Here is a 24,607-nt window from a genome sequence, read left to right as displayed (position 1 = left end):
GCTGAAGGGCTGATCCGAACCGCATGAGCACGTACACCTCCGCCACCGACGCCGACCGGCGCGCGATGCTCGACGCGATCGGCGTCGACTCGATCGACGCGTTGTTCGCCGACATCCCCGCCGCGCTCCGTCTCGACCGTCCGCTGGCGCTGCCGGCGGGCATGGCGGAGCAGGAGGTGTACGCGCACCTGCGCGATCTGGCGGCGAGAAACGTGTCTGCCGAGGACGAGGTCTCGTTCCTCGGCGCCGGCATGTACGACTCCTACGTGCCGGCGCTGATCGACTCGATCATCCTGCGGTCGGAGTTCCTGACGCCGTACACGCCGTATCAGCCGGAGATCTCGCAGGGCGGTCTGCAGGTGATGTTCGAGTACCAGACCGCGATCAGCGAGCTGACCGGGCTGCCGGTCTCCAACGCGTCGGTCTATGAGGGGCCGAGCGCGGTCGGAGCGGCCGGCTACCTGGCGAAGCTCGCGAACGGCCGTCCGCGCGTGCTCGCCTCGCGCGGCGTCCATCCGCACAGCCGCGCGACGCTCACGACGCTCGCGCACGGCTACGGGCAGACGGTCGAGGAGGTCCCGCTCAAGGACGGCGTCACCGACCTCGACGCGCTCGTCGCCGCGCTCGGCGACGACGTCAGCGCCGTCGTCCTGCAGCAGCCGAACTTCCTCGGCTCGGTCGAGGACGTCGCGAAGCTGACCGCCGCCGCGAAGGAGCACGGCGCGCTCGTCATCTGCGCCTGCGACCCGGTCCCGCTCGGGATCCTCCAGCCGCCCGGCGAGCAGGGCGTCGACATCGCCGTCGGTGAGGGGCAGACGCTCGGCAACCGGCTCGACTTCGGCGGCCCGTCGTTCGGCTTCTTCGCCGCCTCCCAGGAGCACATCCGCCGCATGCCGGGGCGGATCGCCGGCGAGACGACCGACGTCGACGGCCGTCGCGGCTTCGTGCTGACGCTGCAGACGCGCGAGCAGCACATCCGCCGCGAGAAGGCGACGTCGAACATCTGCACCGCGCAGGCGCTCAACGCGCTCGCGGGCGTGATCTACCTCAGCTGGCTCGGGCGCGACGGGCTCGTCGAGCTGGGCGAGCTGCTGGCGCGGCGGACCGCGTACGCGCGCGACCGCCTCGCCGCGCTCGACGGCGTCACGCTGCTGCACGAGGCGCCGGTCGTGCGCGAGTTCGCGGTGCGGCTCGACGCCGACGTCGCGCGCGTGGTCGAGCGGCTCGCCGGCGAGGGCATCAACGCCGGCTACCGCCTCGGGCGCGACTACCCGGAGTTCGACGACGGTCTGCTCGTCGCGATCACCGAGCAGCGCTCGCGCGCGGACATCGACCGGCTCGCCGAGGCGCTCGGCCGTGCGGTCGCGGCGGAGCGAACCGCCGCCGTCCCGGCGGGCGCGGGAGCGTCGTCATGAGCGCGACCGAGCACCGCTTCGACCAGATCGCCTCCAGACCGCAGGACGGGATCCCGTTCCAGCGCGATGCGGTGACGACGATCTACGAGCGCTCCGTCACGGGCCGCCGCGCGTTCGCCGCGCCGCCGCTCGACGTGCCGGAGCGCCCGCTCGACGAGCTGATCCCCGCGCACCTGCGGCGGACGACGCCGGCTGCGCTGCCGGAGGTGAGCGAGCCCGAGATCGTCCGCCACTACAACCGCCTGTCGAAGCGCAACTTCGACCTCGACACCGGCTTCTACCCGCTCGGCTCGTGCACGATGAAGCACAACCCCAAGCTGCACGAACGCGTCGCGGGGCTGCCCGGCAACGCGCGGCTGCATCCGCTTCAGGACCCGCAGCGGGCGCAGGGCGCGCTGGAGCTGATGTGGAACCTGCAGCAGTCGCTCGGCGAGATCGCCGGCCTGCCGCACGTCTCGCTGCAGCCGAGCGCCGGGTCGCACGGCGAGCTGGCCGGGCTGCTGCTGACGCGCGCCTACCACGAGGACCGCGGCGGACCGCGGCGGACGAAGGTGCTGACACCCGACACCGCGCACGGCACGAACCCGGCGACGGTGACGATGGCGGGCTACGACGTCGTCAAGGTCGGCACCAACCCGGACGGCGGCGTCGACGTCGACGATCTGCGTTCGAAGGCGGACGAGCAGGTCGCCTGCCTGATGCTGACGAACCCGAACACGCTCGGCGTGTTCGACGCGAACATCGAGGAGATCGCCTCGATCGTCCACGGGGTGGGGGCGACGCTGTACTACGACGGCGCGAACCTGAACGCGATCATGGGGATCACGCGGCCGGGCGACATGGGCTTCGACATCGTCCATTTCAACCTGCACAAGTCGTTCACGCAGCCGCATGGCGGCGGCGGTCCGGGCGCGGGGCCGATCGCGGTCTCCGAGCGGATCGAGCCGTACCTGCCCAAGCCGCAGGTCGTCAAGCGCGAGGACGGTGCGTTCGACCTCGACGAGGACCGCTCGAAGTCGATCGGGAAGCTGCGCGGCTTCCAGGGCAACTACGGCGTCTTCGTGCGCTCGTACGCCTACATCCGCTCGCTCGGCTCCGAGGGGCTGCGGGAGGCGTCCGAGGTCGCGGTCCTGAACGCCAACTACCTGCTCGCGCTGCTCAGACGCGAGGGCGTCGCCGAATACCTGCCGGCCGCGTTCGACCGCATCTGCATGCACGAGTTCGTCCTCTCCGGCGCGCCGATGAAGCGCGACCTCGGGCTCAGAACGCTCGACCTCGCCAAGCGGCTGCTCGACCACGGCGTCCACCCGCCGACGGTCTACTTCCCGCTGCTCGTCGACGAGGCGCTGCTGCTGGAGCCGACCGAGACGGAGACGAAGGAGACGCTCGACCACTTCGCCGCCGTCATCGCCGAGATCCTGCGCGAGGCGAAGGCGGACCCTGAGATCGCCCGCAACGCCCCGTACACGACGCCGGTCCGCCGCCTCGACGAGGCCGGCGCGGCAAAGAACCCGGTCATCCGCCAGCCGCTCTGAGGAACACCTCGCCGCGCCTGGCTTTGTCCTCGCTCGCTCACGGGCTGGCGGGTGGGCGGGACAGGCTCCTCACTGCGTCCGCGCCAGCCACGACGATCTTTCCCTCAGCCTGAAGGTCGCTTCGCCTGCACGATCACCCGCGCGCCCTCCTGCGGGATCATCGTCACGTTGCGGTGGCGCGCGTGCTCGGGCGCCGCGTCGACCGCGACGAGATCCGTGCGGCGGGCGATCGCGCGCAGGACGACGCGCTGCTCGGCCATCGCGAGCGCGGCGCCGAGGCAACGGCGGATGCCGCCGCCGAACGGGATCCACGTGTAGGTCCCGGGTCTGACGCCGAGGAAGCGCTCGGGGCGGAACGCGAACGGGTCGGGGTAGACGTCCTCGCGGTGGTGGAGCAGCAGGATGCTCATCGCGACCGACGTGCCCGCCGGGACGCGGTACTCGCCCAGCTCCCACGGGCGCGTCACGCGCCGGCCGATCATCGGGATCACCGGGCGCGAGCGCATCGTCTCGTGGATCGTCGCCTCGATCCAGCCGTCCTCGTCGGCGAACGCCGCGTCGCCCGAACGGGATATGTCGCGCAGGCGGTCGTACGCGGCGGGCGTGCGGACGAGCCGCTCGAACGCCCACGCGAGCGAGTTGGCCGTCGTCTCGTGGCCGGCGAGCACGAGCGTCAGCAGCTCGTCGCGCAGCTCTCTGTCCGTCAGCGGCGTGCCGTCCTCGTCGGTCGCCTCCAGCAGCAGCGAGAGGATGTCGGCGCGCTGCGCGGCGTCGCCGGCCTCGCGGCGCTGGTCGATCAGCGCGTAGACGAAGCGGTCGACGTGGTCGAGCAGTCTCTTCAGCGGCCCGGCCGGCTCCTCACGGCGGATGTTCAGCAGCTCGAACAGCTGCGCCTCGGGCCGTACGGAGAGCCCGACCGCCCAGCGGATCGCGTCGCGCAGGCCGCGCTCGGGCGTGCCCTTCTCCGGCAGCCCCTCGACGCCGAAGATCCCCGCCATGATCACGTCGAGCGTGATCGCCTGGGTCGACGGCGCCAGCCGGATCGGCTTGCCGACCGGCCACGAGTCGATCTCTCTGTCGGCGACCGCGGCGATCATCTCGGCGTAGCGCTGGACCGCCTCGCCGTGGAACGGCGGCAGCAGCAGCTTGCGTTGGCGCATGTGCCGCGGCCCGATCGCGGTCAGGACCGAGTTGGGGCCGACGATCGGTCGCAGCGGCGACTCGCCGGTCAGCGACGGGGCGTCGTCGGGCTTGGCCGTGAACAGCGACTTGACGTGGTCCGGGTGGCTGGTGAGGACGACGAACTCGTCGTCGACGACGCCGCGGAAGCGGAACGTCTCGCCGAGCAGGCGGCGATAGCGGAAGACGAACTCGATCTGGCGGACGCTGAAGCGGAGCGTCTGCAGCGCGCGCGGGAGTGGGATCGCGGGCGGCAGCGCGATCGGGCGCAGGTCGTCGGCGGCGAGCGGACCGGCGGGAGAGGGCGGCGCCTCGCCGATCAGCGCGTGCGCGTCGTCGGCGTGCGTCGTTGCGGAGGCGGAGGCGAGCATGAGGCTTATTGAACCAAAGTCCAATAGTGCTGTCGAGCGCGAACGCGCTCAACTCCCGGTCGCCCCGTCCGATCTGATTGGGCATGTCAGCGTTCAGACCCTCCGGCCGCGCGCGCGGGCGTCGCATCGCGCCGCTCGTGCTCCTCCTGCTCCTGGTCCTGCCCGCCGCGCACGCGAGCGCCGGGACGAAGGTCAGGCACGTCGCCGGATGGGCACTGCTCGGCCCCGACCAGCGCATCCGCGGTGGGCTCGTCGAGGTGTGGTCGATGGACGGCAGAAGCGTCCTGCGCGGCAGCGCCGATCGCACCTCTGGCACGGGCACGTTCGACGTCGCGGTCAGACGCCTCCCGCGGCGCTACGTCGTCTCGGTCCGCGGCGGCCGTGTCGGTGACTGGCGGATGCGCGGCGTGATGGGCGTCGTCGTGCGCCGCGGCGAGGCGCGCGAGAAGCTCCACGTCACGCCGCTGAGCACCGTGATCGCCGCACGCGTCGGCGTGCACTTCTCGATCGCGCGCGCCGAGCGCGAGATCCGCACGCTGTTCGGCCTGCCGCGCTGGCACGACCTCTACGGCGACGTCCGCCACGACAGCAGCGCCTTCGACGGCGGCCGCTTCGTGCGCGCGGCGCACCAGCGTGGTGGGCTCGACCGCTACGTCGCGCGGATCGGTCGCCTCGTCGGCAAGCGACGCGTCTCGTTCCGCGGGGCTCCTACGAAGGCACGCGCGCAGGCGAGCCTCGCGATCGACCCGATCGAGATCGCGAGATCGATCGCGGGCAACGCGGCGGAGTGGGGGCTCGGCGAGTTCCTCTCGATCCTCGGCTTCAAGAAGGACCCGACCGCCGCCGCGCTGCGCGAGATCAAGCAGCAGCTGGAGCGGATCTCTGCCGAGCTGGTCGAGCTGCGCAGAGCGGTCGACGGACTCGAGCGCCAGCTCGCGAAGGCGAACTACAACAGCGCGGTCTCCGCGACCGCGCTGCGCTGGGTCGGGACCGACAGCGACGACGTCAAGCAGGACCTCGACTGGATCGTCGACAACGCGATCGCGTGCAAGAAGGGGACGGGCGCCGACTGCGACACCTACGTCCCGGAGGGCGCCAACGCGGCGCGCTGGTGCGTCAACGAGTTCGGCGCGCTCGAGGACGCGTGGGACGGCAGAAGATCGCTCGAGCCGGCGCGCGCGACCTGCACCGTGCTCGACAAGATCGACAAGAGAGTCCTCAACAACCCCGGCTTCAACACGTGGGACACCGACGTCGTCGGCGACGGCGGCACGGGCGGCATCGTCCGCACCTACCTCGAGCTGGCGACCGTCGGCACGCGCGAGCAGGGCGGCTTCCTGACGCCGGCCTACCGCAGAGAGGCGCAGCTGCTCGTCGACCAGTTCAAGTGGAAGTCGCTGCTGCTCGCCAGCTACGCGGCCGAGCGGGCGCGCGCGACGCGCCAGCCGCAGAGCAGAGTGAAGGCGCTGTTCGCGACCGCCGGCGCACAGGGGCTCAGACAGGAGGCGCTGCTGCCGAGAAGGCTGCCCGCCAACACGACGATCGACCTCAGGGGCAAGCGCATCTGGACGCTGCTCGACAATCCGGCGAAGGCGTGCGGCGGCGCCGCGACCGGCCACCGCTGGCTGTGGCGCTACGGCAACGACGAAGCGGTTCCCAACCAGGCGGCGTGCGCCGCGCAGTGGAACGCGGCGGCCGGCTCGGCGATCGGCTCCGGCGGCTGGGGGCTGCCGAGCGAGGAGCAGCTGACCGGCGTCACGCAGCGCGTCCGCGGCCAGTCGAGAGCGGCGACGCTCTCCGGCGCGCTGACCGACGTGCTCGGGTTCGACGACCTCGCGGTCGTCAGCGGCGCGTTCACGCCGCCAGCGCCGGACAGCGGGCGAGCGATCCGGCTCAGAGCGCTGACGCTGCCCAACAGCTGGAACGGCAACGGCGGCACGCCCGCCGCGCTCGCGACGGCCGGCTGCAGAGACCGCTCGTGGTTCCTCGGCTGGGAGTACGTCGAGGGGCTGTTCGACCGCCGCTGGGCGAACGTCTTCGGGACCTTCTGCGCGTTCGTCCGCCTCTCGGACGGCGCGACGCTCGACTACTGCGTCAGATCGGGCCTGCGGTGGGGCGAGCGCGGCTATGTCGGCGAGCCGTGCAACGCGCCGGCGGCCGGGGCGCCGGTGCGCGACCGCGGGAAGCAGTGGACCGGCCCGATCCCGTTCGCGCACCCGCTGCTCCACCTCGTGCAGCGGCCGGTCGCCGACACCGAGGGCTGGTATCGGGCGCCGTAGCGCGCCCGGTCCGGGAGGCTCGCGCTCGCCGCCCTCGTAGACTCGGCCTGTGGCGAGTCCGAGCCCCCGCACCCGCATGACGATCGACGTCCGTCGCGACCAGCTGCTCGACGCGGGCGTCGAGCTGTTCGCGCGGCGCCGCTGGGAGGAGGTCTCGATCGACGAGATCGCGACCGCCTGCGGCGTCTCGCGCGGCCTGCTCTACCACTACTTCAAGGGCAAGCGCGAGTTCTACGTCGCCTCCGTCGAGCGGGCCGTCGCGCGACTGCGCGAGGAGGCCGACCCGGAGCCGACGCTGCCGCCGACCGAGCAGCTGCGGACCGGGCTGGAGCGCTTCTTCGCCTCGATCGACGAGCAGGCCGACGCGCACGCCGTCGTGCGCGGCGCCGCCGCGGCCGACGAGGACGTGATGGCGATCGTCGAGCGCGACCGTGAGGCGTTCGCCGAGCGCGTGCTCGCCGGCATGCCGGGCGCCGGCGGCGGCTCGCCGCTGGCGCTCGCGACCGCGCGCGCATGGATCGGCGCGGTCGAGACGGCCGCGCTCGACTGGCTGCGGCGGCGCGAGGTGCCGCGCGAGCAGCTCGTCGCGGTGCTCGCCGACGCGCTGCTGGCGGCGATGCTCGCGGCCGCCCGGCTGGACCCGAGCATCGACGTGCCGGAGGCCGTCACGGCGGTCTTCGACGGTCCGTTGTTCGACGCGGTGCGGGCGGCGGGGGAGGCCGAGCCCGGCGGCTCCGCTTCGCCGCCGCCGAGACGGTAGCTTTCCCCGCCGTGCGCATCTTCTCGGGCATCCAGCCGACCGGTCGCAAGCACCTCGGCAACTTCATCGGGGCGATCGAGCAGTACGTCGCCCTCCAGGACCGCGGCGAGGCGATCTACTGCATCGTCGACCTCCACGCGACGACGGTCCCCTACGAGCCGGCCGTGCTGCGCGAGCGGCTGTACGACACCGCGGCGATCCTGCTGGCGGCCGGGCTCGACGCGGAGCGCTGCATCTTCTTCCGTCAGGGCGACGTGCCCGAGCACACCGAGCTGACGTGGCTGCTGTCGAGCGTCACGGCGTTCGGCGACCTCAACCGCATGCACCAGTTCAAGGACAAGGCCGGCGCGCAGCGCGACCTCGTCTCCGCCTCGCTCTTCACGTATCCGACGCTGATGGCCGCCGACGTGCTCGCCTACCGCGCGCAGCAGGTCCCGGTCGGCGACGACCAGCGCCAGCACATCGAGCTGATGCGCGACATCGCCGAGCGCTTCAACGCGCGCTTCGCGGCGGAAGCCGCGGGCGCCGCGGCGCCGCTGGTCGTGCCGGAGGGCGTCTACCGCGAGGTCGGCGCGCGCATCATGGACCTGCAGGAGCCGACGAAGAAGATGTCGACGACCGGCGGGACGGAGCAGGGCACGGTGCTCGTGCTCGACGAGCCGAAGACGATCGAGAAGAAGTTCAAGCGCGCCGTGACCGATTCCGGCAGCGAGATCCGCCACGACCGCGCGGAGAAGCCCGGCGTCGCGAACCTGATCGAGATCCTCGCCGCCGTCCGCGACACGAGCTTCGCGGCCGTCGAGGCCGACTTCGCCGACGCCCGCTATGGCGACTTCAAGGTCGCCGTCGCCGAGGCCGTGATCGAGCGGCTGACGCCGGTGCAGGAGCGCTATGCGGAGCTGCGTCCCGACGAGGCGGCGCTGGAGGCGATCCTCGCCGCGGGCGCCGAGAAGGCGCGCACGATCGCGGCCGACACCGTCGCCGACGTGCGGCAGCTGATGGGCGTCGGGCCGAACCCGGCCGCCTGAGCGCCGCGCCGCACCACCCGCATCCCGCCCGCTCAGCGCGGGTCGAGGTCGATCCGCACCGTCGTCAGATCGGTCCCGAACGCGCGCACCGCGCGGGCGTTCGCGGCACGGCCGGGGCCGGTGCCCGCCAGCCAGCGCTGGCGCTCGCGCGCGTCGTCGTCGGGCAGGACGTGCGCGGTCCCGCTGCGCCAGAGCTGTCTGCGGCCCTCGCGAACCCGTACGCGCACGCGCGGGTCGGCGGCGATGTTGCGCACGTACGCGGCGTGCGCGCCATGCTCGGCGACGATCCAGAACTGCTCGCCGACGAGCCCGTCGCCGACCGGCGTCTGGCGCGGGAGCCCGCTTCTGCGGCCGGTCGTCTCCAGCAGCGCGTAGCCCGGCGGGACCCATCCGCGCGCCAGCAGGCGCTTGATCAGCGGGTTCGCGATGCGGTTCTGGAACGTCGACACGATGGCGCGCTTCACGGTCATAACCCTGACAGGGAAAGCAGGTCCGTGCAGGAACTCTCCGGAAGGAGGCGTGTGCACGCGAAGGGTCGTCGGGTGCGGCCGCTAGCGTGTTCGACCGATGCGCGCCGCGGATCTCGACCTCGACCTGGACGTCTTCGCCGGTCCCTTCGACCTGCTGCTGACGCTCGTCCTGCGCGAGGAGGTCGACCTGCTCGAAGTCGACCTCGCCGACGTCGTCCTCACCTACATCGACTTCCTCGAGGCGCGCGGCGAGCTGGACCTCGAGCTGGCGACCGAGTTCCTCGTCCTGATCGCCGCGCTGCTGGAGCTGAAGTCGCGCTTGATGCTGCCCGGCGAGGAGGACGAGCTGGTCGACCTCCAGCCCGGCGAGGCGGCCGAGGAACTGCTCGCGCGGCTGCTGGAGGCGCACCGCTACCGCGGCGCCGCCGAGTTCCTCACGCGCCGGCTCGACGAGCAGTCCGGCTACCGCTTCCGCCACGCTCCGCTGCCCAGAGAGCTGCGCCGCGGCACGCTCGACGACTCGCGGCCGGTCTATGACCCCGAACTGCTCGGGAAGGCGATCGGCGGCATGCTGCGGATGCCGGCCGAGATCTCGCTCAGCCACGTGACGATCCAGAGAGTCACCGTCGTCGAGCGGCTCAGACACCTGCGCAGCCTGCTCGGCCGCGGCCGCTTCTCGTTCGACGAGGCGGTCGCGAGAGCGGACCGCGTCACCGTCGCCGTGACGATCTGGGCGCTGCTGGAGCTGTACAAGCGCGGCGAGGCGACGTGGGAGCAGGACGAGCCGTTCGCCGACATCACCGTCGAAGCGCGCAGCGAGTCGCCGTGGCCGGACGTCGTCACGACGGCCGAGGCGATCGGCGCGTGAGACTCGATTCCGACACCGCCGAGCTGGAGCGCCTCGTCGAGGCGCTGCTGTTCCTCTCCAGCGACCCGGTCGAGGCCGCGGCGCTGGCGGAGGCGGCGGAGCACGACCTCGACGAGGTCGAGGCAGCGCTCGCCGCGCTCGGCGCCCACTACGAGGCCGAGCGGCGCGGGATCGTCCTGCGCGAGCTGGCCGGCGGCTGGGTGCTCGCGTCGAGCCCGCACGCCGAGGACGCGGCGCGCCGCCTGTTCGGCAAGCCGCGCACGCCGCCGCTGACGCCCGCGCAGGCGGAGACGCTGGCGGTGGTCGCGTACCTGCAGCCGGTCTCGCGCCCCGAGATCGCCCGCATCCGCGGCGTGAACGCCGAGTCGGCCGCCGCGACGCTGATCGAGCGCGGCGTGATCGAGGAGGCCGGCCGCTCGCAGTTCGGCGCCGTGCTCTATCGCACGACCGAGCTGTTCCTGCGCCTGTTCGGGCTCAGAGCGCTCGACGAGCTGCCGGACGTGACCGCGTGGGATCCCTCGCCCGAGGTCGCGGCGAACATCCGCGATCGCCTGCTGCGCGCGGGCGAGGCGCGTCTCGGCGTCCCGACCGCCGCCCAGCCCGCCGAGGGTCGCGAGGGGCCGTCCGCGGTGGAGCCGGCCGACGGGGGCGACGACGACGAGGCGCCGGCCGCGCCCGTCATCCCGATCACGCCGAACCCGGCAGCGTAGCTACGCGGCGTCGGCCGGCCGCGCGGTCACGCCGCGCCGGCCTTGACGGCCAGCTGGCCGCAGGCGGCGTCGATGTCGCGACCGCGCGTGAGTCGGACCGTCGCAGAGATGCCGTGCTCTTCGAGCACGGCGCGGAACGTCTCGATCGCCTCGCGGCTGGAGCCGTCGTAGATCGAGTCGGTCGGGTTGTACGGGATCAGGTTGACCTTGAACATCCACGGTTCGAGCAGTCTCGCGAGCTGGAGCGCCTGCGCGTAGCCGTCGTTGACGCCGCCGAGCATCACGTACTCGATGAAGACCATCCGCCGCTTCTTCTCGTAGAAGTCGCGGCACGCTCTCAGCACGTCTCTGAGCGGATAGCGGTCGTTGACGGGCATGATCTGCGAGCGCAGCGCCTCGTCTGGCGCGTGCAGCGAGAGCGCGAGGCGGATCGGCATCTCGCTGTCGGTCAGCCGCTCGATTCCCGGGATCCAGCCGACCGTCGAGATCGCCGTGCGGCGGTGCGTGATGCCGATGCTCGGGAGTGCTCTGCACGCCGCCAGCACGTGGTCGAGGTTCATCATCGGCTCGCCCATGCCCATGAAGACGCAGTGGTCGACCTCCTCGATGCGGCGGAAGTGGAGCGCCTGGTCGAGGATCTCCGACGCGGTCAGGTTGCGGCCGAACTTCATCGTGCCGGTCGCGCAGAACGTGCACGTCAGCGGGCAGCCCGACTGCGACGAGAGGCAGAGCGAGCGGCGTCCGTCCTTGTAGCGCATGAGGACGGCCTCGACGGCGCGGCCGTCGTGCGTCGAGAAGAGCGCCTTGACGGTGCCGTCGCTGGCGTGCGCCTCGTGCTGGAGCGTCAGCGAGGAGAACGGCACGCGCTCGGCGAGCGTCGCGCGCAGCGCGGCCGGGAGGTTCGTCATCTCCTCGTAGCCGGCGGCGCCTCTGGCTGTCCACTCCCACACCTGCTTGGCGCGGAAGCGGGGCTGGTCCTCGTCGGCGAGGGTTCTGTCGAGCAGGTCGAGATCCATGAGCGCCCTCTATGGTGGCAGGCTCATGCGCCTCGCCAAGTTCCTCGCCCACGCCGGCGTCGCCTCGCGACGCGCCTCCGAGCAGCTGATCGCCGAAGGGCGGATCGCCGTCGGCGGCGAGATCGTGCTCGACCCGGCCCGCGACGTCGACGCCTCCAGCGGCGTGACGTACGACGGCGAGCCGGTCCGCGGCGAGGAGCCGCGCGTCGTCTACGCGCTGCACAAGCCGGCCGGCGTCGTCTCGACGGCGGCCGACACGCACGGCCGCCGCACCGTCACCGAGCTGGTCCCGCAGGGGCGGCGGCTCTACCCGGTCGGCCGGCTCGACGCCGACTCGACCGGCCTGATCCTGCTGACCAACGACGGCGAGCTGGCGAACCGCCTGACGCACCCGCGTTTCGAGGTGCCGAAGACCTACCGCGCGACCGTCGGCGGCCCGCAGATCGGCGACCGCACGCTGCGCCAGTTGCGCGAGGGCGTCCGGCTGGAGGACGGGATGACCGCGCCCGCGCGCGTCCGACGGCTCTCGGCGCACGTGCTGGAGCTGACGATCCACGAGGGTCGCAAGCGCCAGGTGCGGCGGATGTGCGAAGAGGTCGGCCACCCGGTCAAGTCGCTCGTGCGGACGCAGTTCGGGCCGCTCTCGCTCGGCGACCTCGGCACCGGCCGCTCGCGCCGGCTGACCGCGAGAGAGGTGCGCGAGCTGGCGGAGGCGGCGAACGCGTGAGCGCCGCGCCGGTCGTCCTGTTCGACCTCGACGGCGTGCTCACGCGCCGCGACACCTACGCCGCGTTCGTGACGCGTCGGATCGTCCGCGGCCCGCTGCGGCTGCTGCTCGCGCTCCCGCTTGTGCCGCTGATGCTGCTGCCGACGACGCGCCGGCAGGCGGGCGCCGTGCTCGTGCGGCTGTCGCTCGTCGGTCTGTCGGTCGCGCGCTACCGCGAGCTGGCGCGGGCGTTCGGCGCCCGGCTGGCGGTCACCCCGCGCGCCGTCCACGCCGACTGCGTCGCCGCGATCCACCGCCACCGCGCCGACGGCGCCCGCGTCGTCGTCGTGACCGCGTGCGAGGAGTCGGTCGCGCGGGCGCTGCTGGACGGACTCGGCCTCGGCGAGGTCGAGCTGGTCGGCTCGCGGCTGCGCCGCAGCGGCCGCCGCTGGGAGGTCGCGCTCCACAACCTCGGCGACGAGAAGCCGCGCCAGCTGCAGGCGCGCGGGATCGTCCCGCCGTGGGAGACCGCCTACAGCGACCACGCCGTCGACCTGCCGATGCTGCGCGACGCGCGCGTCGCCGTCCTCGTCAACCCCTCCGACGCGTTCGTCGCGCGCGCCCGCCGGGAGCTGCCGGCGGAGGTGCGGACGGTGCGCTGGTCGGCCTGACAGAATCGCCGGCATGCGGCTCTTCGCGCTTCGCGGCGCCACCACCGTCGAGGACAACGACGCCGAGGCGATCCTGTCGGCCACCGACGAGCTGATGCACGAGCTGATGGAGCGCAACGCGCTCACCGCCGACGCGATGGTCAGCTGCATCTTCACGCTGACCGACGACCTCGACGCGCAGTTCCCCGCCGTCGCCGCGCGGCGGATGGGGCTCAGCAGAGTGCCGCTGATGTGCGCGCGCGAGGTGCCGGTGCCGGGCGCGCTGCCGCGCGTCATACGCGTGATGGTCCACTACTACGCCGAGCCCGACCACGTGTCGAGCCACGTCTACCTGCGTGGCGCGCGCGTGCTGCGGACCGACCTCGAGTCGGCGCAGTAGCGGGCGGCTCGTCCTGCCCGTGCAGCGCGCGCTCAGCTCTCTCGCCGCCGTCCTCGCCGACCCCGCCGCGCCCGGCGCCGCCGACGCGCTCGCGCAGCTGCGCGCCCGCTGGCCCGAGCTGGCGCCCGAGGAGCGCGAGGCGCTGACCCCGCTCGCGAAGCTGGCCGCGCAGCGCGTGGCGGCTGCCGCGCCGGCCGCGGTCGCCCCGGTCGACGATGACCTCGCGTACCTCGACAGCCTCGTCGCCCCCGACGAGGACGACGACCTCGGCCGCTTCGACAGCGAGCCGCGGTCGTTTGCTGGTCCCCAGCACCAGCAAACGACCGCGCCTCAGCCGGCGACCGCGCCGGCCGCTCCGCCGAGCGGCGCGCTGTTCGACATGCCGGCGGCGCCGGCGGTGGCGCGCACGCCGCGCGGGGAGGACGTGACGCCGGAGAGTCTGCTGGGACTGCTCGGGCTCTCCACGTTCCGGCCAGGGCAGCGCGAGGCGGTCGACGCCGCGCTCGACGGCCGCGACGCGCTCGTCGTGATGCCGACCGGCGGCGGCAAGAGCCTCTGCTACCAGCTGCCCGCGCTCGCCAGCGACGACCTGACCGTCGTCGTCTCGCCGCTGATCGCGCTGATGCGCGACCAGTGCGCGCGGCTGACCGACCTCGGCCACCCGGCGGTGATGCTCGCCTCCGGCGGCGACGGCGAGGCCAACCGCGCCGCGCTCGACGCGATCCGCGACGGCTCCGCGACCGTCTGCTTCGCCGCGCCGGAGCGGTTCGCCTCGCCCGCCTTCCGCAGCGCGATCGCCCGCCGCGCGATCGCGCTGTTCGTCGTCGACGAGGCGCACTGCGTGAGCGAGTGGGGCCACGACTTCCGCCCCGACTACCTGCGGCTCGCCTCGGTCATCGCCGAGCTGGGCCACCCGCCGACGATGGCGTGCACGGCGACCGCGACGCCGAAGGTCGCGGAGGAGATCGTCGCGCGGCTCGGCCTGCGCGAGCCCGAGCGCGTCCGCTCAGGCTTCGACCGGCCGAACATCTCGTTCGACGTGCTGCCGTTCGACGGCGAGGGCTCCGTCGCGCGCAAGCGGGCGACGCTCGTCGCCGGCGTGACGATGGACGAGAACCGCCCGGCGGTCGTCTACTGCGGCACGCGCAGAAGCACCGAGGAGATCGCCGAGCTGCTCGACGGAGCCGGGATGAAGACCGTCGGGTATCACGCCGGCATGAACGCCCAGCAGCGCTCGCTGCGTCAGGACGCGTTCATGCGCGGGGACGTCGACGTCGTCGTCGCCACGAACGCGTTCGGGATGGGCGTCGACAAGGCCGACGTGCGCTCGGTCTGGCACTGGGCGCTCCCCTCCAGCCTCGAGGCGTACTACCAGGAGGCCGGCCGCGCCGGGCGCGACGGGGCGCCGGCGCGGGCGGTCCTGCTCGCCTCGCGCTCGGACCTCGGCCGCCTCGTCCGCTTCATCAGAGAGGCCGAGGTCACGCCCGGCCAGGTCAGCGGGCTGGTCGAGCGGCTGCGGATGCGGGCGGAGAGCGACGGCGCGGTCGAGCTGGACGCCGGCGACGATCGCGACCGCGTCGCGCTGGCGGTGGCGGAGCGCGCCGGCGCGCTGACGCTCGCGCCCGGTGGCGGCGGGCGGATCCGCGCGACGCTGACCTCCGGCGGCCTCGACCGCACGCGCGTCGCGCAGCTGTGCCGTGCCGCGACCGACCGCCGCTGGCAGTCCTACCGCTCGATCGAGCGCTACGCCGCGACCGGCGACCGCTGCCGCCGCCGGCAGCTGCTCGACCACTTCGGCGACCCGACCGAGGGCGCGCCGAGCGGCCGCTGCTGCGACGTCCACGACAGCCCGGACTGGCTCCCGCCGATCAGAGTCGCGGCCAAGCGCGCCCGTGGAAGCGCACCCGCCGACGACGGCCCGCCGGTCTCCGACGACGCGCTCGCGCCGCTGAAGGCGTGGCGCCGCGAGCGCGCCGACGGCAAACCGGCGTACACGGTCGCCAACGACGCGACGCTGCGCGAGATCGTCCGCCGCCGGCCGCGCACAGCGGCCGAGCTGCTCGACATCAGAGGCATCGGCCCGTCGTTCGTCGACAAGCACGCCGCCTCGCTGCTGGAGCTGCTCGGCTCCTCCTGACGCCGGCTCAGTTCGGCAGCAGTTGCCAGGAGACGTCGCGCGACATCCCCGACAGCCGGTTCCACAGCTGGACGCAGCGGTAGCGGTAGGCGTCCGGGCCGCTGAGGGAGCATTCGACGCTCTCGTCGCCCGTGTTCGGCATCGGGTTCTCGTTGATCGCCAGCTGCACGCCGAGGCGGCCGTCGGTCGACTGGAAGGTCACGAAGACCGAGCAGGGGGTGGCGATGAAGCGGCCGGCGCTCTCCCAGTCGGTCGCCGTGTTCGGCGCCGCGAAGCCGGGGTCGGAGATCATCCGCTGCGTCACGGTCGGGTCCTCCCAGTCGACCGGGTTCAGCGACAGCGCGGTCGAGTTGTTGAGGTTGCCGTGGCAGGAGTAGCCGCCGAAGTCGTCGATGAACAGCGCCGGGCGGGCGAGTCTGCGCGGCAGCGGGCGGGCGCCGCGCAGCGCGCGGACGCGGTAGCGGGCGATCCGGCGGGCTCTGTCGTAGCGGCCGCGCAGCAGGGCGACGGCCATCGTGCGCGGGCCGACGCTGATCGCGGCGTTCTTGCGCGCCGCGCCGGGGTGGCCGAAGAGGACGGCGTGCAGCTGCGCGATCGTGATCCGCTGCGTGCCGGTGCCGGGGCTGTCGTCGAACGCCTCCAGCGTCGGCGAGACGCCGTGCAGGATCAGCTCGTAGGTGCGGGCGACGCCGCGCACCGGCGTGAGCGTTCCGGCGGTCGCGGGCTGCACCGCGAGCGCCTGCGGCGGTCCGGCCGCGGCGGCGTCGGCGGTGGCGGCCGCTCGCGCGGTGACCGGGAGGGCGAGCAGCAGCGCGAACACTGCGACGGCGGCGGCAGGTGATCTCATCTGTCCGGTAGTCGGCAGATCGCCACGGGAGCTGAAGTCGCGGCGAATAGGCACAATGGACCACACCGACCACGCACGCGAACAACGGACCCAGCAGCCCATGGCCATCGAATTCACCGAGAAGATCCGCCGCATCCCCGTCTACCCGACCGCGGGCGGCTACTCGCTCGGCGACGAGTTCGCGATGCTCGCGAGCAACGAGGCGCCGTTCGGGCCGATGCCCGGCGTCGTCGAGGCCGCGACGGGCGCGATACAGAACGCGAACCGCTACCCGGACCCGTCGAACCTGTCGCTGCGCAGAGCGCTCGCGGCGCGCTTCGACTTCATGCCCGAGCGGATCGCGATAGGCGCCGGCTCCTGCGACATCCTGCTCAGCGCCGCCGAGGCGCTGCTGGAGCCCGGGGCGGAGGTCGTCTACTCGTGGCCGTCGTTCTCGGTCTACCCGCAGATGGCCGCCGCGACCGGCGCGCGCGCCGTCGTCGTCCCGCTCGACGAGGAGGACCGCTACGACCTCGACGCGATGCTCGCCGAGATCACCGCCGCGACGCGGCTGGTGCTGCTCTGCAACCCGAACAACCCGACCGGCACAGCGCTCCCGCTGGACGCGATCGAGGCATTCGTGGCGGCGGTCCCGAGACACGTCTGCGTGATCGTCGACCAGGCCTACGGCGAGTTCTCGGTGCTCGACGACCCGGACGCGTCGGTGTCGCTCGCGCGCCGCTATCCGAACGTCGTCCTGCTGCGCACGTTCTCGAAGGTCTACGGCCTCGCCGGCATGCGCGTCGGCTACGCGCTGTGCGGCGACGAGCGCTTCCGCGTCGCCGTCGAGCAGGTGCGCCAGCCGTTCTTCTGCAACGCCGTCGGTCAGGCGGCGGCTGAAGCCGCGCTGCTGCGGCAGGACGTCGTGACGCAGCGCGTCGAGGAGACCGTCGCCAACCGCCTCGAGATGGAGGAGGGGCTGCGCGAGATGGGCCTGAAGGTCGCCGAGTCGCAGGCGAACTTCATCTGGCACTCGCTCGGCGACGGCGACGAGCAGGAGATCCTCGACGGACTCAGAGAGCGCAAGGTGCTGATCCGCTCCGGCGGTGCGCTCGGCCGCGCGGGCTGGGCCCGCACGACGATCGGCACGGCCGCCGAGAACCGCCGCTTCCTCGCCGCGCTGCGCGAGCTGGTCCAGCAGCCGGTCTAGGAACCCGCAACTAGCCTTCGCCCCCCGGCTCTGGCACAATGGCCGGAGCATCATGCCCGTGAGCCACCGTACGACTGACGCTTCCCCCGTTGCCGGCACCTTCGCCGGCTATGCGTCGTACGCCAGCTCCTGGCGCCTCTCCGCCTGGCGATTTATCTAGGCGTCCGGCCAGATCCCGTCGTTTCCACCGGTCGTGGTGGGAGTCAACGAGGTCGGGCGCCGCTCCATCGCCGAGGGCACGGCTTCGTGCCCGCCCGTTCCGTAGATTCCCAGGCAGAGAGGACCGCAGAATGATGATCGTGATGAAGCAGGACGCGACCGAGGAAGAGATCCAGGCCGTCATCGAGCGCGTCGAGGGCGCGGGCGCCCGCGCGCACCGCATCAACGGCGAGGAGCTGACGGTGATCGGCGCCCTCGGCGACCGCGAGCACGTCCAGAAGCTGGAGCTGGAGGGTTCACCCGGGGTCGAGAAGCTGCTCCCGATCCAGAAGCCTTACAAGCTCGCCTCGTCGCAGATCCGCCACGGCGAGCCGAGCGTCCTCGAGATCGGTGGCCGCAAGATCGGCGGCGACAACTTCGCGCTGATCGCCGGCCCCTGCACGGTCGAGTCGCGCGAGCAGACGCTCGGCACCGCCGCGACGGTCGCCGCCGCCGGCGTCACGCTCTTCCGCGGCGGCGCGTACAAGCCGCGCACGTCCCCTTACGCCTTCCACGGCCTCGGGCAGGAGGGGCTGCGGCTGCTCGCCGAGGCCAAGCGGGAGACCGGCCTGCCGATCGTCACCGAGCTGATGGACGTGCGCGACCTCGAGCCCGTGCTGGAGGTCGCCGACGTGATCCAGATCGGCGCGCGCAACATGCAGAACTACACGCTCCTGACCGAGCTCGGCCGCGCCGGCCGCCCGGTCCTGCTCAAGCGCGGTCTGTCGGCGACGCTGGAGGAGCTGCTGAACGCCTCCGAGTACATCCTCAAGGAGGGCAACGAGGCGGTGATGCTGTGCGAGCGCGGGATCCGCACGTTCGAGACCGCCTACCGCTTCACGCTCGACCTGACCGCGGTGCCGGTGCTGAAGGAGCTGACGCACCTGCCGATCATCGTCGACCCGTCGCACGCCGCCGGCCGGCGCGACCTCGTGCAGCCGCTGTCGCTGGCCGCCGCCGCGGTCGGCGCCGACGGCATCATCGTCGAGGTCCACCCGAACCCCGACGAGGCGATCTGCGACGGACCTCAGCAGCTCGTCGCGGCCGAGTTCGCCGCCTACGCGGAGAAGGTCGCGCAGGCCGCGGCCGTCGCCGGCAAGACGATCTCGACCCTGGCCGCCGAGGCCACGGCCGCCTGAGGAGCACGAGCCGCTTGCGCGCATCGATCATCGGCGTGGGCCTGATCGGCGGGTCGATCGGGCTCGCGGCGCGCGAGCGGCTCGGCGCCGAGGTGACCGGGTGGGACCCGTCGCCGGCGGCGGTCGAGACCGCCTGCGCGCGCGGCGCGCTCGACCGCGGCGCGGGCTCGCTCGAAGCGGCGGTCGCGGACGCGCAGGTCGTCTTCGTCGCCGCGCCCGTCGGCGCGCTCGCCGAGACGGTCGAGCGCGTGCTGCGCGCGATCCCGCCGGACTGCGTCGTGACCGACGTCGGCTCGACCAAGCGCAGCGTCGTCGCCGCGGTCGCGGACCCGCGCTTCGTCGGCGGTCACCCGCTCGCGGGTGCCGAGACGGCCGGCGTCGAGCATGCGCGCGCCGACCTGTTCCAGGACGCCGTCTGGTACCTGACGCCGACCGAGACGACGACCGGCACGCTGTTCGAGCGGCTCCACCGGCTGCTGCGCGAGCTGGGCGCGAAGCCGACCGCGATCGACGCCGCGACGCACGACCACATGCTCGCGGCCGTCTCGCACCTGCCGCACGTCGTCGCCAACGTGCTCGTCGCACAGGCGGCGCGCGCGCTGGAGGACGAGTCCGAGCAGCTGCCGGCGACGGGCCCGAGCTTCCGCGACGCGACGCGCGTGGCGGGTGCCAACAGCGCGATCTGGACCGACATCTACCTCGCCAACCGCGATGCGCTGATCGAACGGATCGACGACGCGACCAGGCGCCTGGGCGAGTTCCGCGCGCTGCTGAGCGCCGCCGACGCGGACGGCGTGACCGCATGGAACGACGCGGCGAGGGAAGATCGCAGGCGCCTGCTGGAAGCCCAGCTCGCCGGCGGGACGGTGCACGAGCTGCGCGCGTCGGTCCCGAACGAGCCGGGCGTCGTCGCGCGGCTCGCGCTGGAGCTGGGACGCGCGGGCGTCAACATCACCGACATGGCGCTGTACCCGGCGCCCAATCAAGCGGAGGGCGTCGTGGCATTGTGGATCGCAGGGGACGAGCCGGCCGAGCGAGCGCTCGCGTTGATCGCCGAGCAGGGCTTCCCGGTGGCGCGCGCGTGAGGCCGAATCGCTCGGCCGGAGGCCTCGGATTCGCCGCCGCGGTCCGCTTCGACCCGCCCGCGAGCGGGCTGCGCGGGTCGCTGCGGGTCCCGCCGGACAAGTCGATCTCGCATCGCGCGGCGCTGTTCGCGGCGATGACGCCCGAGCCGGTCAGCGTCACCAACTACCTCGACGCGGCCGACACGAACTCGACGCTCGCCGCCGTCGAGCAGATCGGCGCGCTGGTCCAGCGGCGCGGTGCCGGCGAGCTGTTGATCCGCGGCTGCGGCCTGCGCGACGCGCACGAGAGCGACGGCCCGATCGACGTCGGCAACGCCGGCACGCTGATGCGGCTGCTGCCCGGCTGGCTGGCGACGCAGCCCGGCCGCTCGTGGACGTTCGACGGCGACAGCTCGATCCGCAGACGCCCGATCGACCGGATCGCCGACCCGCTGCGGCTGATGGGCGCGCGGATCGACGCGACCGACGAGCGCTTCCCGCCGTTCACGCTCCACGGCGCCGACCTGACCGGGATCGAGTACCCGATGCCAGTCGCCTCCGCGCAGGTCAAGTCGTGCGTGCTGATCGCGGGCATGACGACCGCCGGCGGCACGACCGTGATCGAGCCGGCGCCGAGCCGCGACCACACCGAGCGGATGCTGGCGGCCGCCGGCGCGCCGGTCGAGCGCGACGGGAACCGCGTGACGGTGCGCCACGTCGACGAGCTGGGGCTCGACGCGATCGCGGTGCCCGGCGACCTCTCCAGCGCGGCCTTCTGGGTCGCCGCGGCGGTGCTCGTGCCCGGCTCGCGGATCGTGCTGGAGGACGTCAACGTCAACTGGACGCGCACCGGCTTCCTGCGGATCGTCGAGCGGATGGGCGGCATCGTGCTCGGCGACCTGGAGGAGCATGGCGCCTTCACGCCGGGCGAGCCGATCTCCGAGCTGGACGTCGCGCACGGCCCGCTGAGCGCGACGACGGTCGAGGCCGAGGAGGTCCCGCTGGCGATCGACGAGCTGCCGCTCGTCGCGCTGCTCGGCTGCTTCGCCGACGGCGAGACGGTCGTGCGCGGCGCCGCTGAGCTGCGCGTGAAGGAGTCCGACCGGATCCAGACGGTCGTGGACGGGCTGAACGGGCTCGGCGCCGACATCGAGGGGACCGACGACGGCTTCGTCGTGCGCGGCGGGACCGGGCTCCGCGGCGGGCGGATCTCCTCGCACGGCGACCATCGCCTCGCGATGCTCGGCGCGGTCGCCGGGCTGGCGTCGCGCGAGGGTGTCGAGGTCGAGGGGATGGACGCCGCCGCGGTCTCCTACCCAGGCTTCGTCGCCGACCTCGACACGCTGCTCGCGCGCTAGGGTCGCGAGCATGGTGGTGGCGATCGACGGTCCCGCGGGGGCCGGCAAGTCGAGCGTGGCGCGCGCCGTGGCGGCCGCGCTGGGCTTCACGTACCTGGACTCCGGGGCGATGTACCGCTGCGTCGGGCTCGCCGCCTTCGAGCGCGGCGCCGAGCCGGCCGAGGTCGCCGGTGAGGTGCGGATCGAGTTGGGCGAGCGGATCCTGCTCGACGGCCGTGACGTGACGGACGCGATCCGCACGCCCGAGGCGTCGGAGGCGGCGTCGCGCGCGGCCGCGGACCCCGTCGTCCGCCGGGCGCTCGTTACGCAGCAGCAGCGAATCGTCGCCGACGGCGACTGGGTCGCGGAAGGGCGGGACATCGGCACCGTCGTCGCGCCGGACGCGGCCGTCAAGGTCTTCCTGACCGCCAGTCCGGAGGAGCGCGCGCGCCGCCGCGCGGTGCAGATCGGCGCCGACGTCGCGACCGTGCTGGCGGAGCAGACGATCCGCGACGAGCGCGACACGACGCGCGAGCACGACCCGCTCGCCGCGGCCGACGACGCCGTCGCCCTCGACACGACCGGCCTCAGCCTGGAGGATGTCGTCGCGCGCGTGACCGCGCTCGTCGCCGAACAGAGGAAGTCGTGATGCGCCTGACCCGCCTGCCGCTCCTCGCCCGCGCCGTCGTTCTCGCCGCGGCGGCGCTCGTGCTCGCCGCGCCGGCCGCGCACGCGGCCGTCCGCCACGTCGCGCCCGCGACCGCGTTCAGACGCCAGGTCAGAGGGATCAAGGCCAACACGGCGCTGCCGGTGCTGCTGCCTGACATGGTCGCGATCGACGTGCCGGGCGGCCACGGGATCGAGGCGAAGTGGGCAGCGAGACGCACGCGCTGGCATCTCTCGCTCGCGATCGGGCCCCGCTGCGGCGGTGCGAACGCCTGCTTCGTCGGCACGTTCTCGGCAGAGCGCGGCGCCACGCCCGCGTTCAGACGCACCGTCAGGCTGCGCGGCGGGGTGACCGGGTACTTCAAGCCGACGACGTGCGGCGCATCCTGCTCGCCGCCGCAGCTGCAGTGGCGCCGGGGCGACGTCCTCTACACGCTCGAGTTCCGCGAGGCCGGCAGAGGCAGCGACCGCGTCAAGCTCGTGCGCCTCGCCGACAGCGCCCTGGCCGCCGGCCCGCGCTGAGTTATACTCGTCGGTATGACTTACAAGGTCGGTGCCAAGGGACAGGTCGTCCTGCCGAAGGCGATGCGAGAACGGCTCGGCATCCGGCCCGGCGACGAGGTCTTGTTCGACGAGGGGGACGGCGAGATCACCGTGCGCAAGGCGAAGTCCAAGGCACAGCTGGTCGACGAGCTGATGGGTTCGCTCGCCGGCAGCGGTCTGCTCGAGGAGTATGCAGAGGGCAAACGCCGCGACCGGGAGCGCGAGGAGCGCAAGTACGGGCGCTACTGATGGTCGCCGTCCTCGATGCTTGGGCCGTCATGGCGGTCCTGCTCGACGAGCCCGCAGCGCGACGAGTGCGAGACGTGATCGTGCAGCATGATGCGCGCATCTCGTCGATCAACCTCGGCGAGGCGTATTACATCGTGCAGCGCAAGCGAGGTCGCCGGGTCGCAACGGAGCAGATCGACCGCGTGCGGGCACTGGTCCACGTCGAAGATCCCGACTGGCCGCTGGCGCACGCGGCCGCCGAGATCAAGGCCGGCGGCGGACTCTCCTATCCTGATGCGTTCTGCGTGGCGACCGCGATGCGCCACAGAGCACCCCTGTACACCGGCGACCCCGAGATCATCGGACTCGGCGCCGACATCGAAGTGATTGATCTGAGGAGCACCGCATGAAGGTCGCCGTCGTCGGCTACCCCAACGTCGGCAAGTCGTCGCTCGTGAACCGCCTGACGCAGTCGCGTGAGGCGGTCGTACACGAGCGGCCCGGCGTCACGCGCGACCGCAAGGAGCTCCAGACGGAGTGGAACGGGCGCAGATTCACGCTGATCGACACCGGCGGCGTCGACCTCGAGGATCGCGACGAGATGCAGCGCTCGATCCAGGAGCAGGCGCGCGCGGCGCTCGCCGACGCGCAGCTGGCGCTGTTCGTCGTCGACGCGCAGGCCGGCCTGCGGCCCGGCGACGAGGAGATGGCCGACCTGCTGCGGCGCACGCACGTGCCGGTGATCCTCGCCGCCAACAAGGTCGACTCCGTCAAGGACGTGACGCTCGCGGCCGAGTTCTACGCGCTCGGCTTCGGCGACCCGGTCGCGGTCTCGGCGGCGCAGGGCCTCGGCACCGGCGACCTGCTCGACCGCGTCGTCAGTCGGCTGCCGGACGAGTCGGAGGTCGAGGAGGACGAGGACCTCGTCCGGCTCGCGCTGATCGGCCGCCCCAACGTCGGCAAGTCGAGCCTCGTCAACAAGATGCTCGGCAGCGACCGCGTGATCGTCTCCGAGGTCGCCGGGACGACGCGCGACGCGATCGACCTGCCGTTCAGATTCGAGGACCGCAGACTGATCCTCGTCGACACCGCCGGCATGCGCCGCCAGGCGAAGGTCGGCGACTCGATCGAGTACTACACGGCGCTGCGCTCGCGCCGCGCGGCCGAGCGCGCCGACGTCGCGCTCGTCGTCTGCGACGCGCAGGAGGGCGTCACCTCGCAGGACCTGCGGATCGCCGAGCTGGCGATGCAGAGCGGCTGCGCGACGGCGCTCGTGCTGAACAAGTGGGACCTCACCGGCGGTGAGGACGAGCCCGAGTTCGACCTCGACCACGAGCGGGCGCGCGTCAACAACAAGCTGCGCCTGCGTCCGCGCGTGCTGACGACGAGCGCCAAGACGGGCCGGCACATCCACCGCCTGCTGACCGAGGCGTTCGCGCTCGCCGACCGCACGTCGGGCCGCGTCCCGACGCCGCAGCTGAACCGCTTCCTCTCCGACATCCAGGAGATCCGTCAGCCGCCGGCGAAGCAGAACCACCGCCTCAAGCTGATCTACATGACGCAGACGGCCGAGCGGCCGCCGCGCTTCTCGATCCAGGTCAACTCGCGCAACCGCGTCACGCGCGACTACGCCTACTTCATCGAGAACCGCCTGCGCGAGCGCTACCGCTTCGAGGGGATCCCGCTGATCATCGACTTCGTCGAGCGGCGCGAGCGGCGCGGCGAGAGAGCGGGCCGCCCGGCGCGCGGCGAGAGCCGAGCCGAGATGCGCGAGGGCCGCGACGGGCACGGCCGCCGGCGCGACGGGCGCGACGACGACGGCGCCACCGGCGCCACCGGCGCGGACGACTTCGCCGCCTGAGAGACTGCTCC

24 protein-coding genes are annotated in these 24,607 nt (G+C 72.9%); 20 read left to right on the top strand and 4 right to left on the bottom strand.

Translation table 11 applies throughout. The features are described from left to right. Positions 1 to 23: 23 nt before the first annotated feature. The gene (gcvPA, locus tag CWOE_RS18795; RefSeq protein WP_012935222.1) at positions 24 to 1,415 is read left to right on the top strand and encodes an aminomethyl-transferring glycine dehydrogenase subunit GcvPA; all 1,392 of its coding nucleotides are present in this window, start codon (positions 24 to 26) and stop codon (positions 1,413 to 1,415) included. After that, the gene (gene gcvPB / locus CWOE_RS18790) at positions 1,412 to 2,950 is read left to right on the top strand and encodes an aminomethyl-transferring glycine dehydrogenase subunit GcvPB (protein WP_012935221.1); all 1,539 of its coding nucleotides are present in this window, start codon (positions 1,412 to 1,414) and stop codon (positions 2,948 to 2,950) included. Before gcvPA ends, gcvPB begins: the two co-directional genes overlap by 4 nt. A 104-nt stretch (positions 2,951 to 3,054) precedes the next feature. Here the strand turns inward: gcvPB and CWOE_RS18785 are convergent, their stop codons facing one another. Next, positions 3,055 to 4,500, bottom strand: coding sequence for a cytochrome P450 (locus CWOE_RS18785; RefSeq protein ID WP_012935220.1), 1,446 nt, complete (start codon positions 4,498 to 4,500; stop codon positions 3,055 to 3,057). A 137-nt stretch (positions 4,501 to 4,637) separates the two neighbouring features. Here CWOE_RS18785 and CWOE_RS18780 point away from each other — a divergent pair, with 137 nt between their 5' ends. From CWOE_RS18780 to trpS, 3 genes are read left to right on the top strand one after another with little or no spacing between them, the layout of a single operon-like run. Then, complete coding sequence (locus CWOE_RS18780; protein ID WP_148261076.1) at positions 4,638 to 6,779, top strand: hypothetical protein; 2,142 nt, start codon at positions 4,638 to 4,640, stop codon at positions 6,777 to 6,779. Between the two features lie 49 nt (positions 6,780 to 6,828). Next, a complete protein-coding gene (locus CWOE_RS31045; protein WP_012935218.1) occupies positions 6,829 to 7,539 on the top strand; it encodes a TetR/AcrR family transcriptional regulator in 711 nt (236 codons plus the stop codon). Between the two features lie 11 nt (positions 7,540 to 7,550). Beyond that, entirely contained in the window at positions 7,551 to 8,567 is a 1,017-nt protein-coding gene (gene trpS / locus CWOE_RS18770) for a tryptophan--tRNA ligase (protein WP_012935217.1), read from the top strand. 32 nt (positions 8,568 to 8,599) lie between these two features. Here the strand turns inward: trpS and CWOE_RS18765 are convergent, their stop codons facing one another. Next, on the bottom strand, positions 8,600 to 9,037 hold the full coding sequence (locus CWOE_RS18765) for a nitroreductase/quinone reductase family protein (protein WP_012935216.1): 438 nt from the start codon (positions 9,035 to 9,037) through the stop codon (positions 8,600 to 8,602). A gap of 97 nt (positions 9,038 to 9,134) precedes the next feature. Here CWOE_RS18765 and CWOE_RS18760 point away from each other — a divergent pair, with 97 nt between their 5' ends. Together CWOE_RS18760 and scpB are read left to right on the top strand one after the other, a co-directional pair. Beyond that, entirely contained in the window at positions 9,135 to 9,905 is a 771-nt protein-coding gene (locus CWOE_RS18760) for a segregation and condensation protein A (protein ID WP_012935215.1), read from the top strand. After that, positions 9,902 to 10,615 carry an SMC-Scp complex subunit ScpB gene (gene scpB, locus CWOE_RS18755; RefSeq protein WP_012935214.1) on the top strand — a complete coding sequence of 238 codons (714 nt, stop codon included), beginning with the start codon at positions 9,902 to 9,904 and terminating at the stop codon, positions 10,613 to 10,615. Before CWOE_RS18760 ends, scpB begins: the two co-directional genes overlap by 4 nt. Positions 10,616 to 10,641: 26 nt before the next feature. Here the strand turns inward: scpB and rlmN are convergent, their stop codons facing one another. Continuing rightward, the gene (gene rlmN, locus CWOE_RS18750; RefSeq protein WP_012935213.1) at positions 10,642 to 11,631 is read right to left on the bottom strand and encodes a 23S rRNA (adenine(2503)-C(2))-methyltransferase RlmN; all 990 of its coding nucleotides are present in this window, start codon (positions 11,629 to 11,631) and stop codon (positions 10,642 to 10,644) included. Positions 11,632 to 11,656: 25 nt separating this feature from the next. Here rlmN and CWOE_RS18745 point away from each other — a divergent pair, with 25 nt between their 5' ends. From CWOE_RS18745 to CWOE_RS31040, 4 genes are read left to right on the top strand one after another with little or no spacing between them, the layout of a single operon-like run. After that, on the top strand, positions 11,657 to 12,358 hold the full coding sequence (locus tag CWOE_RS18745; protein WP_012935212.1) for a pseudouridine synthase: 702 nt from the start codon (positions 11,657 to 11,659) through the stop codon (positions 12,356 to 12,358). After that, a complete protein-coding gene (locus CWOE_RS18740; RefSeq protein ID WP_012935211.1) occupies positions 12,355 to 13,008 on the top strand; it encodes a haloacid dehalogenase-like hydrolase in 654 nt (217 codons plus the stop codon). The genes CWOE_RS18745 and CWOE_RS18740 overlap by 4 nt, the downstream gene beginning before the upstream one ends. 13 nt (positions 13,009 to 13,021) lie before the next feature. After that, on the top strand, positions 13,022 to 13,387 hold the full coding sequence (gene aroH / locus CWOE_RS18735; protein WP_012935210.1) for a chorismate mutase: 366 nt from the start codon (positions 13,022 to 13,024) through the stop codon (positions 13,385 to 13,387). A gap of 19 nt (positions 13,388 to 13,406) precedes the next feature. Continuing rightward, the gene (locus CWOE_RS31040) at positions 13,407 to 15,524 is read left to right on the top strand and encodes a RecQ family ATP-dependent DNA helicase (RefSeq protein WP_012935209.1); all 2,118 of its coding nucleotides are present in this window, start codon (positions 13,407 to 13,409) and stop codon (positions 15,522 to 15,524) included. 7 nt (positions 15,525 to 15,531) lie between these two features. On the opposite strand, the gene CWOE_RS18720 is transcribed toward CWOE_RS31040, so the two are convergent. After that, complete coding sequence (locus CWOE_RS18720; protein WP_012935208.1) at positions 15,532 to 16,371, bottom strand: hypothetical protein; 840 nt, start codon at positions 16,369 to 16,371, stop codon at positions 15,532 to 15,534. A 100-nt stretch (positions 16,372 to 16,471) separates the two neighbouring features. Here CWOE_RS18720 and hisC point away from each other — a divergent pair, with 100 nt between their 5' ends. The 9 genes from hisC to der all read left to right on the top strand — a co-directional run bounded on the left by hisC (position 16,472) and on the right by der (position 24,596). Next, positions 16,472 to 17,560 carry a histidinol-phosphate transaminase gene (hisC, locus tag CWOE_RS18715; protein ID WP_012935207.1) on the top strand — a complete coding sequence of 363 codons (1,089 nt, stop codon included), beginning with the start codon at positions 16,472 to 16,474 and terminating at the stop codon, positions 17,558 to 17,560. Between the two features lie 290 nt (positions 17,561 to 17,850). Continuing rightward, complete coding sequence (aroF, locus tag CWOE_RS18710; RefSeq protein ID WP_041730676.1) at positions 17,851 to 18,897, top strand: 3-deoxy-7-phosphoheptulonate synthase; 1,047 nt, start codon at positions 17,851 to 17,853, stop codon at positions 18,895 to 18,897. 14 nt (positions 18,898 to 18,911) lie between these two features. Beyond that, positions 18,912 to 19,982 (top strand): prephenate dehydrogenase/arogenate dehydrogenase family protein, encoded by a 1,071-nt coding sequence (locus CWOE_RS34190; RefSeq protein WP_012935205.1) that lies wholly within the window; start codon positions 18,912 to 18,914, stop codon positions 19,980 to 19,982. Continuing rightward, positions 19,979 to 21,319, top strand: a complete 1,341-nt coding sequence (aroA, locus tag CWOE_RS18700; protein ID WP_012935204.1) for a 3-phosphoshikimate 1-carboxyvinyltransferase — start codon at positions 19,979 to 19,981, stop codon at positions 21,317 to 21,319. Before CWOE_RS34190 ends, aroA begins: the two co-directional genes overlap by 4 nt. A gap of 10 nt (positions 21,320 to 21,329) precedes the next feature. After that, entirely contained in the window at positions 21,330 to 21,947 is a 618-nt protein-coding gene (gene cmk, locus CWOE_RS18695) for a (d)CMP kinase (protein ID WP_012935203.1), read from the top strand. Then, positions 21,947 to 22,486 (top strand): hypothetical protein, encoded by a 540-nt coding sequence (locus tag CWOE_RS31035; protein ID WP_012935202.1) that lies wholly within the window; start codon positions 21,947 to 21,949, stop codon positions 22,484 to 22,486. Before cmk ends, CWOE_RS31035 begins: the two co-directional genes overlap by 1 nt. A gap of 15 nt (positions 22,487 to 22,501) precedes the next feature. After that, positions 22,502 to 22,756 carry an AbrB/MazE/SpoVT family DNA-binding domain-containing protein gene (locus CWOE_RS18685; protein ID WP_012935201.1) on the top strand — a complete coding sequence of 85 codons (255 nt, stop codon included), beginning with the start codon at positions 22,502 to 22,504 and terminating at the stop codon, positions 22,754 to 22,756. Then, positions 22,756 to 23,145, top strand: a complete 390-nt coding sequence (locus CWOE_RS18680; RefSeq protein ID WP_012935200.1) for a type II toxin-antitoxin system VapC family toxin — start codon at positions 22,756 to 22,758, stop codon at positions 23,143 to 23,145. The genes CWOE_RS18685 and CWOE_RS18680 overlap by 1 nt, the downstream gene beginning before the upstream one ends. Continuing rightward, positions 23,142 to 24,596, top strand: a complete 1,455-nt coding sequence (der, locus tag CWOE_RS18675) for a ribosome biogenesis GTPase Der (protein WP_012935199.1) — start codon at positions 23,142 to 23,144, stop codon at positions 24,594 to 24,596. Before CWOE_RS18680 ends, der begins: the two co-directional genes overlap by 4 nt. The last annotated feature ends 11 nt before the right edge of the window (positions 24,597 to 24,607 follow it).

This window comes from Conexibacter woesei DSM 14684, from assembly GCF_000025265.1.
Lineage (GTDB): Bacteria > Actinomycetota > Thermoleophilia > Solirubrobacterales > Solirubrobacteraceae > Conexibacter > Conexibacter woesei.
Note: the sequence above shows the minus strand (reverse complement) of the source record. Positions and strands in the feature narration are given on the sequence as shown.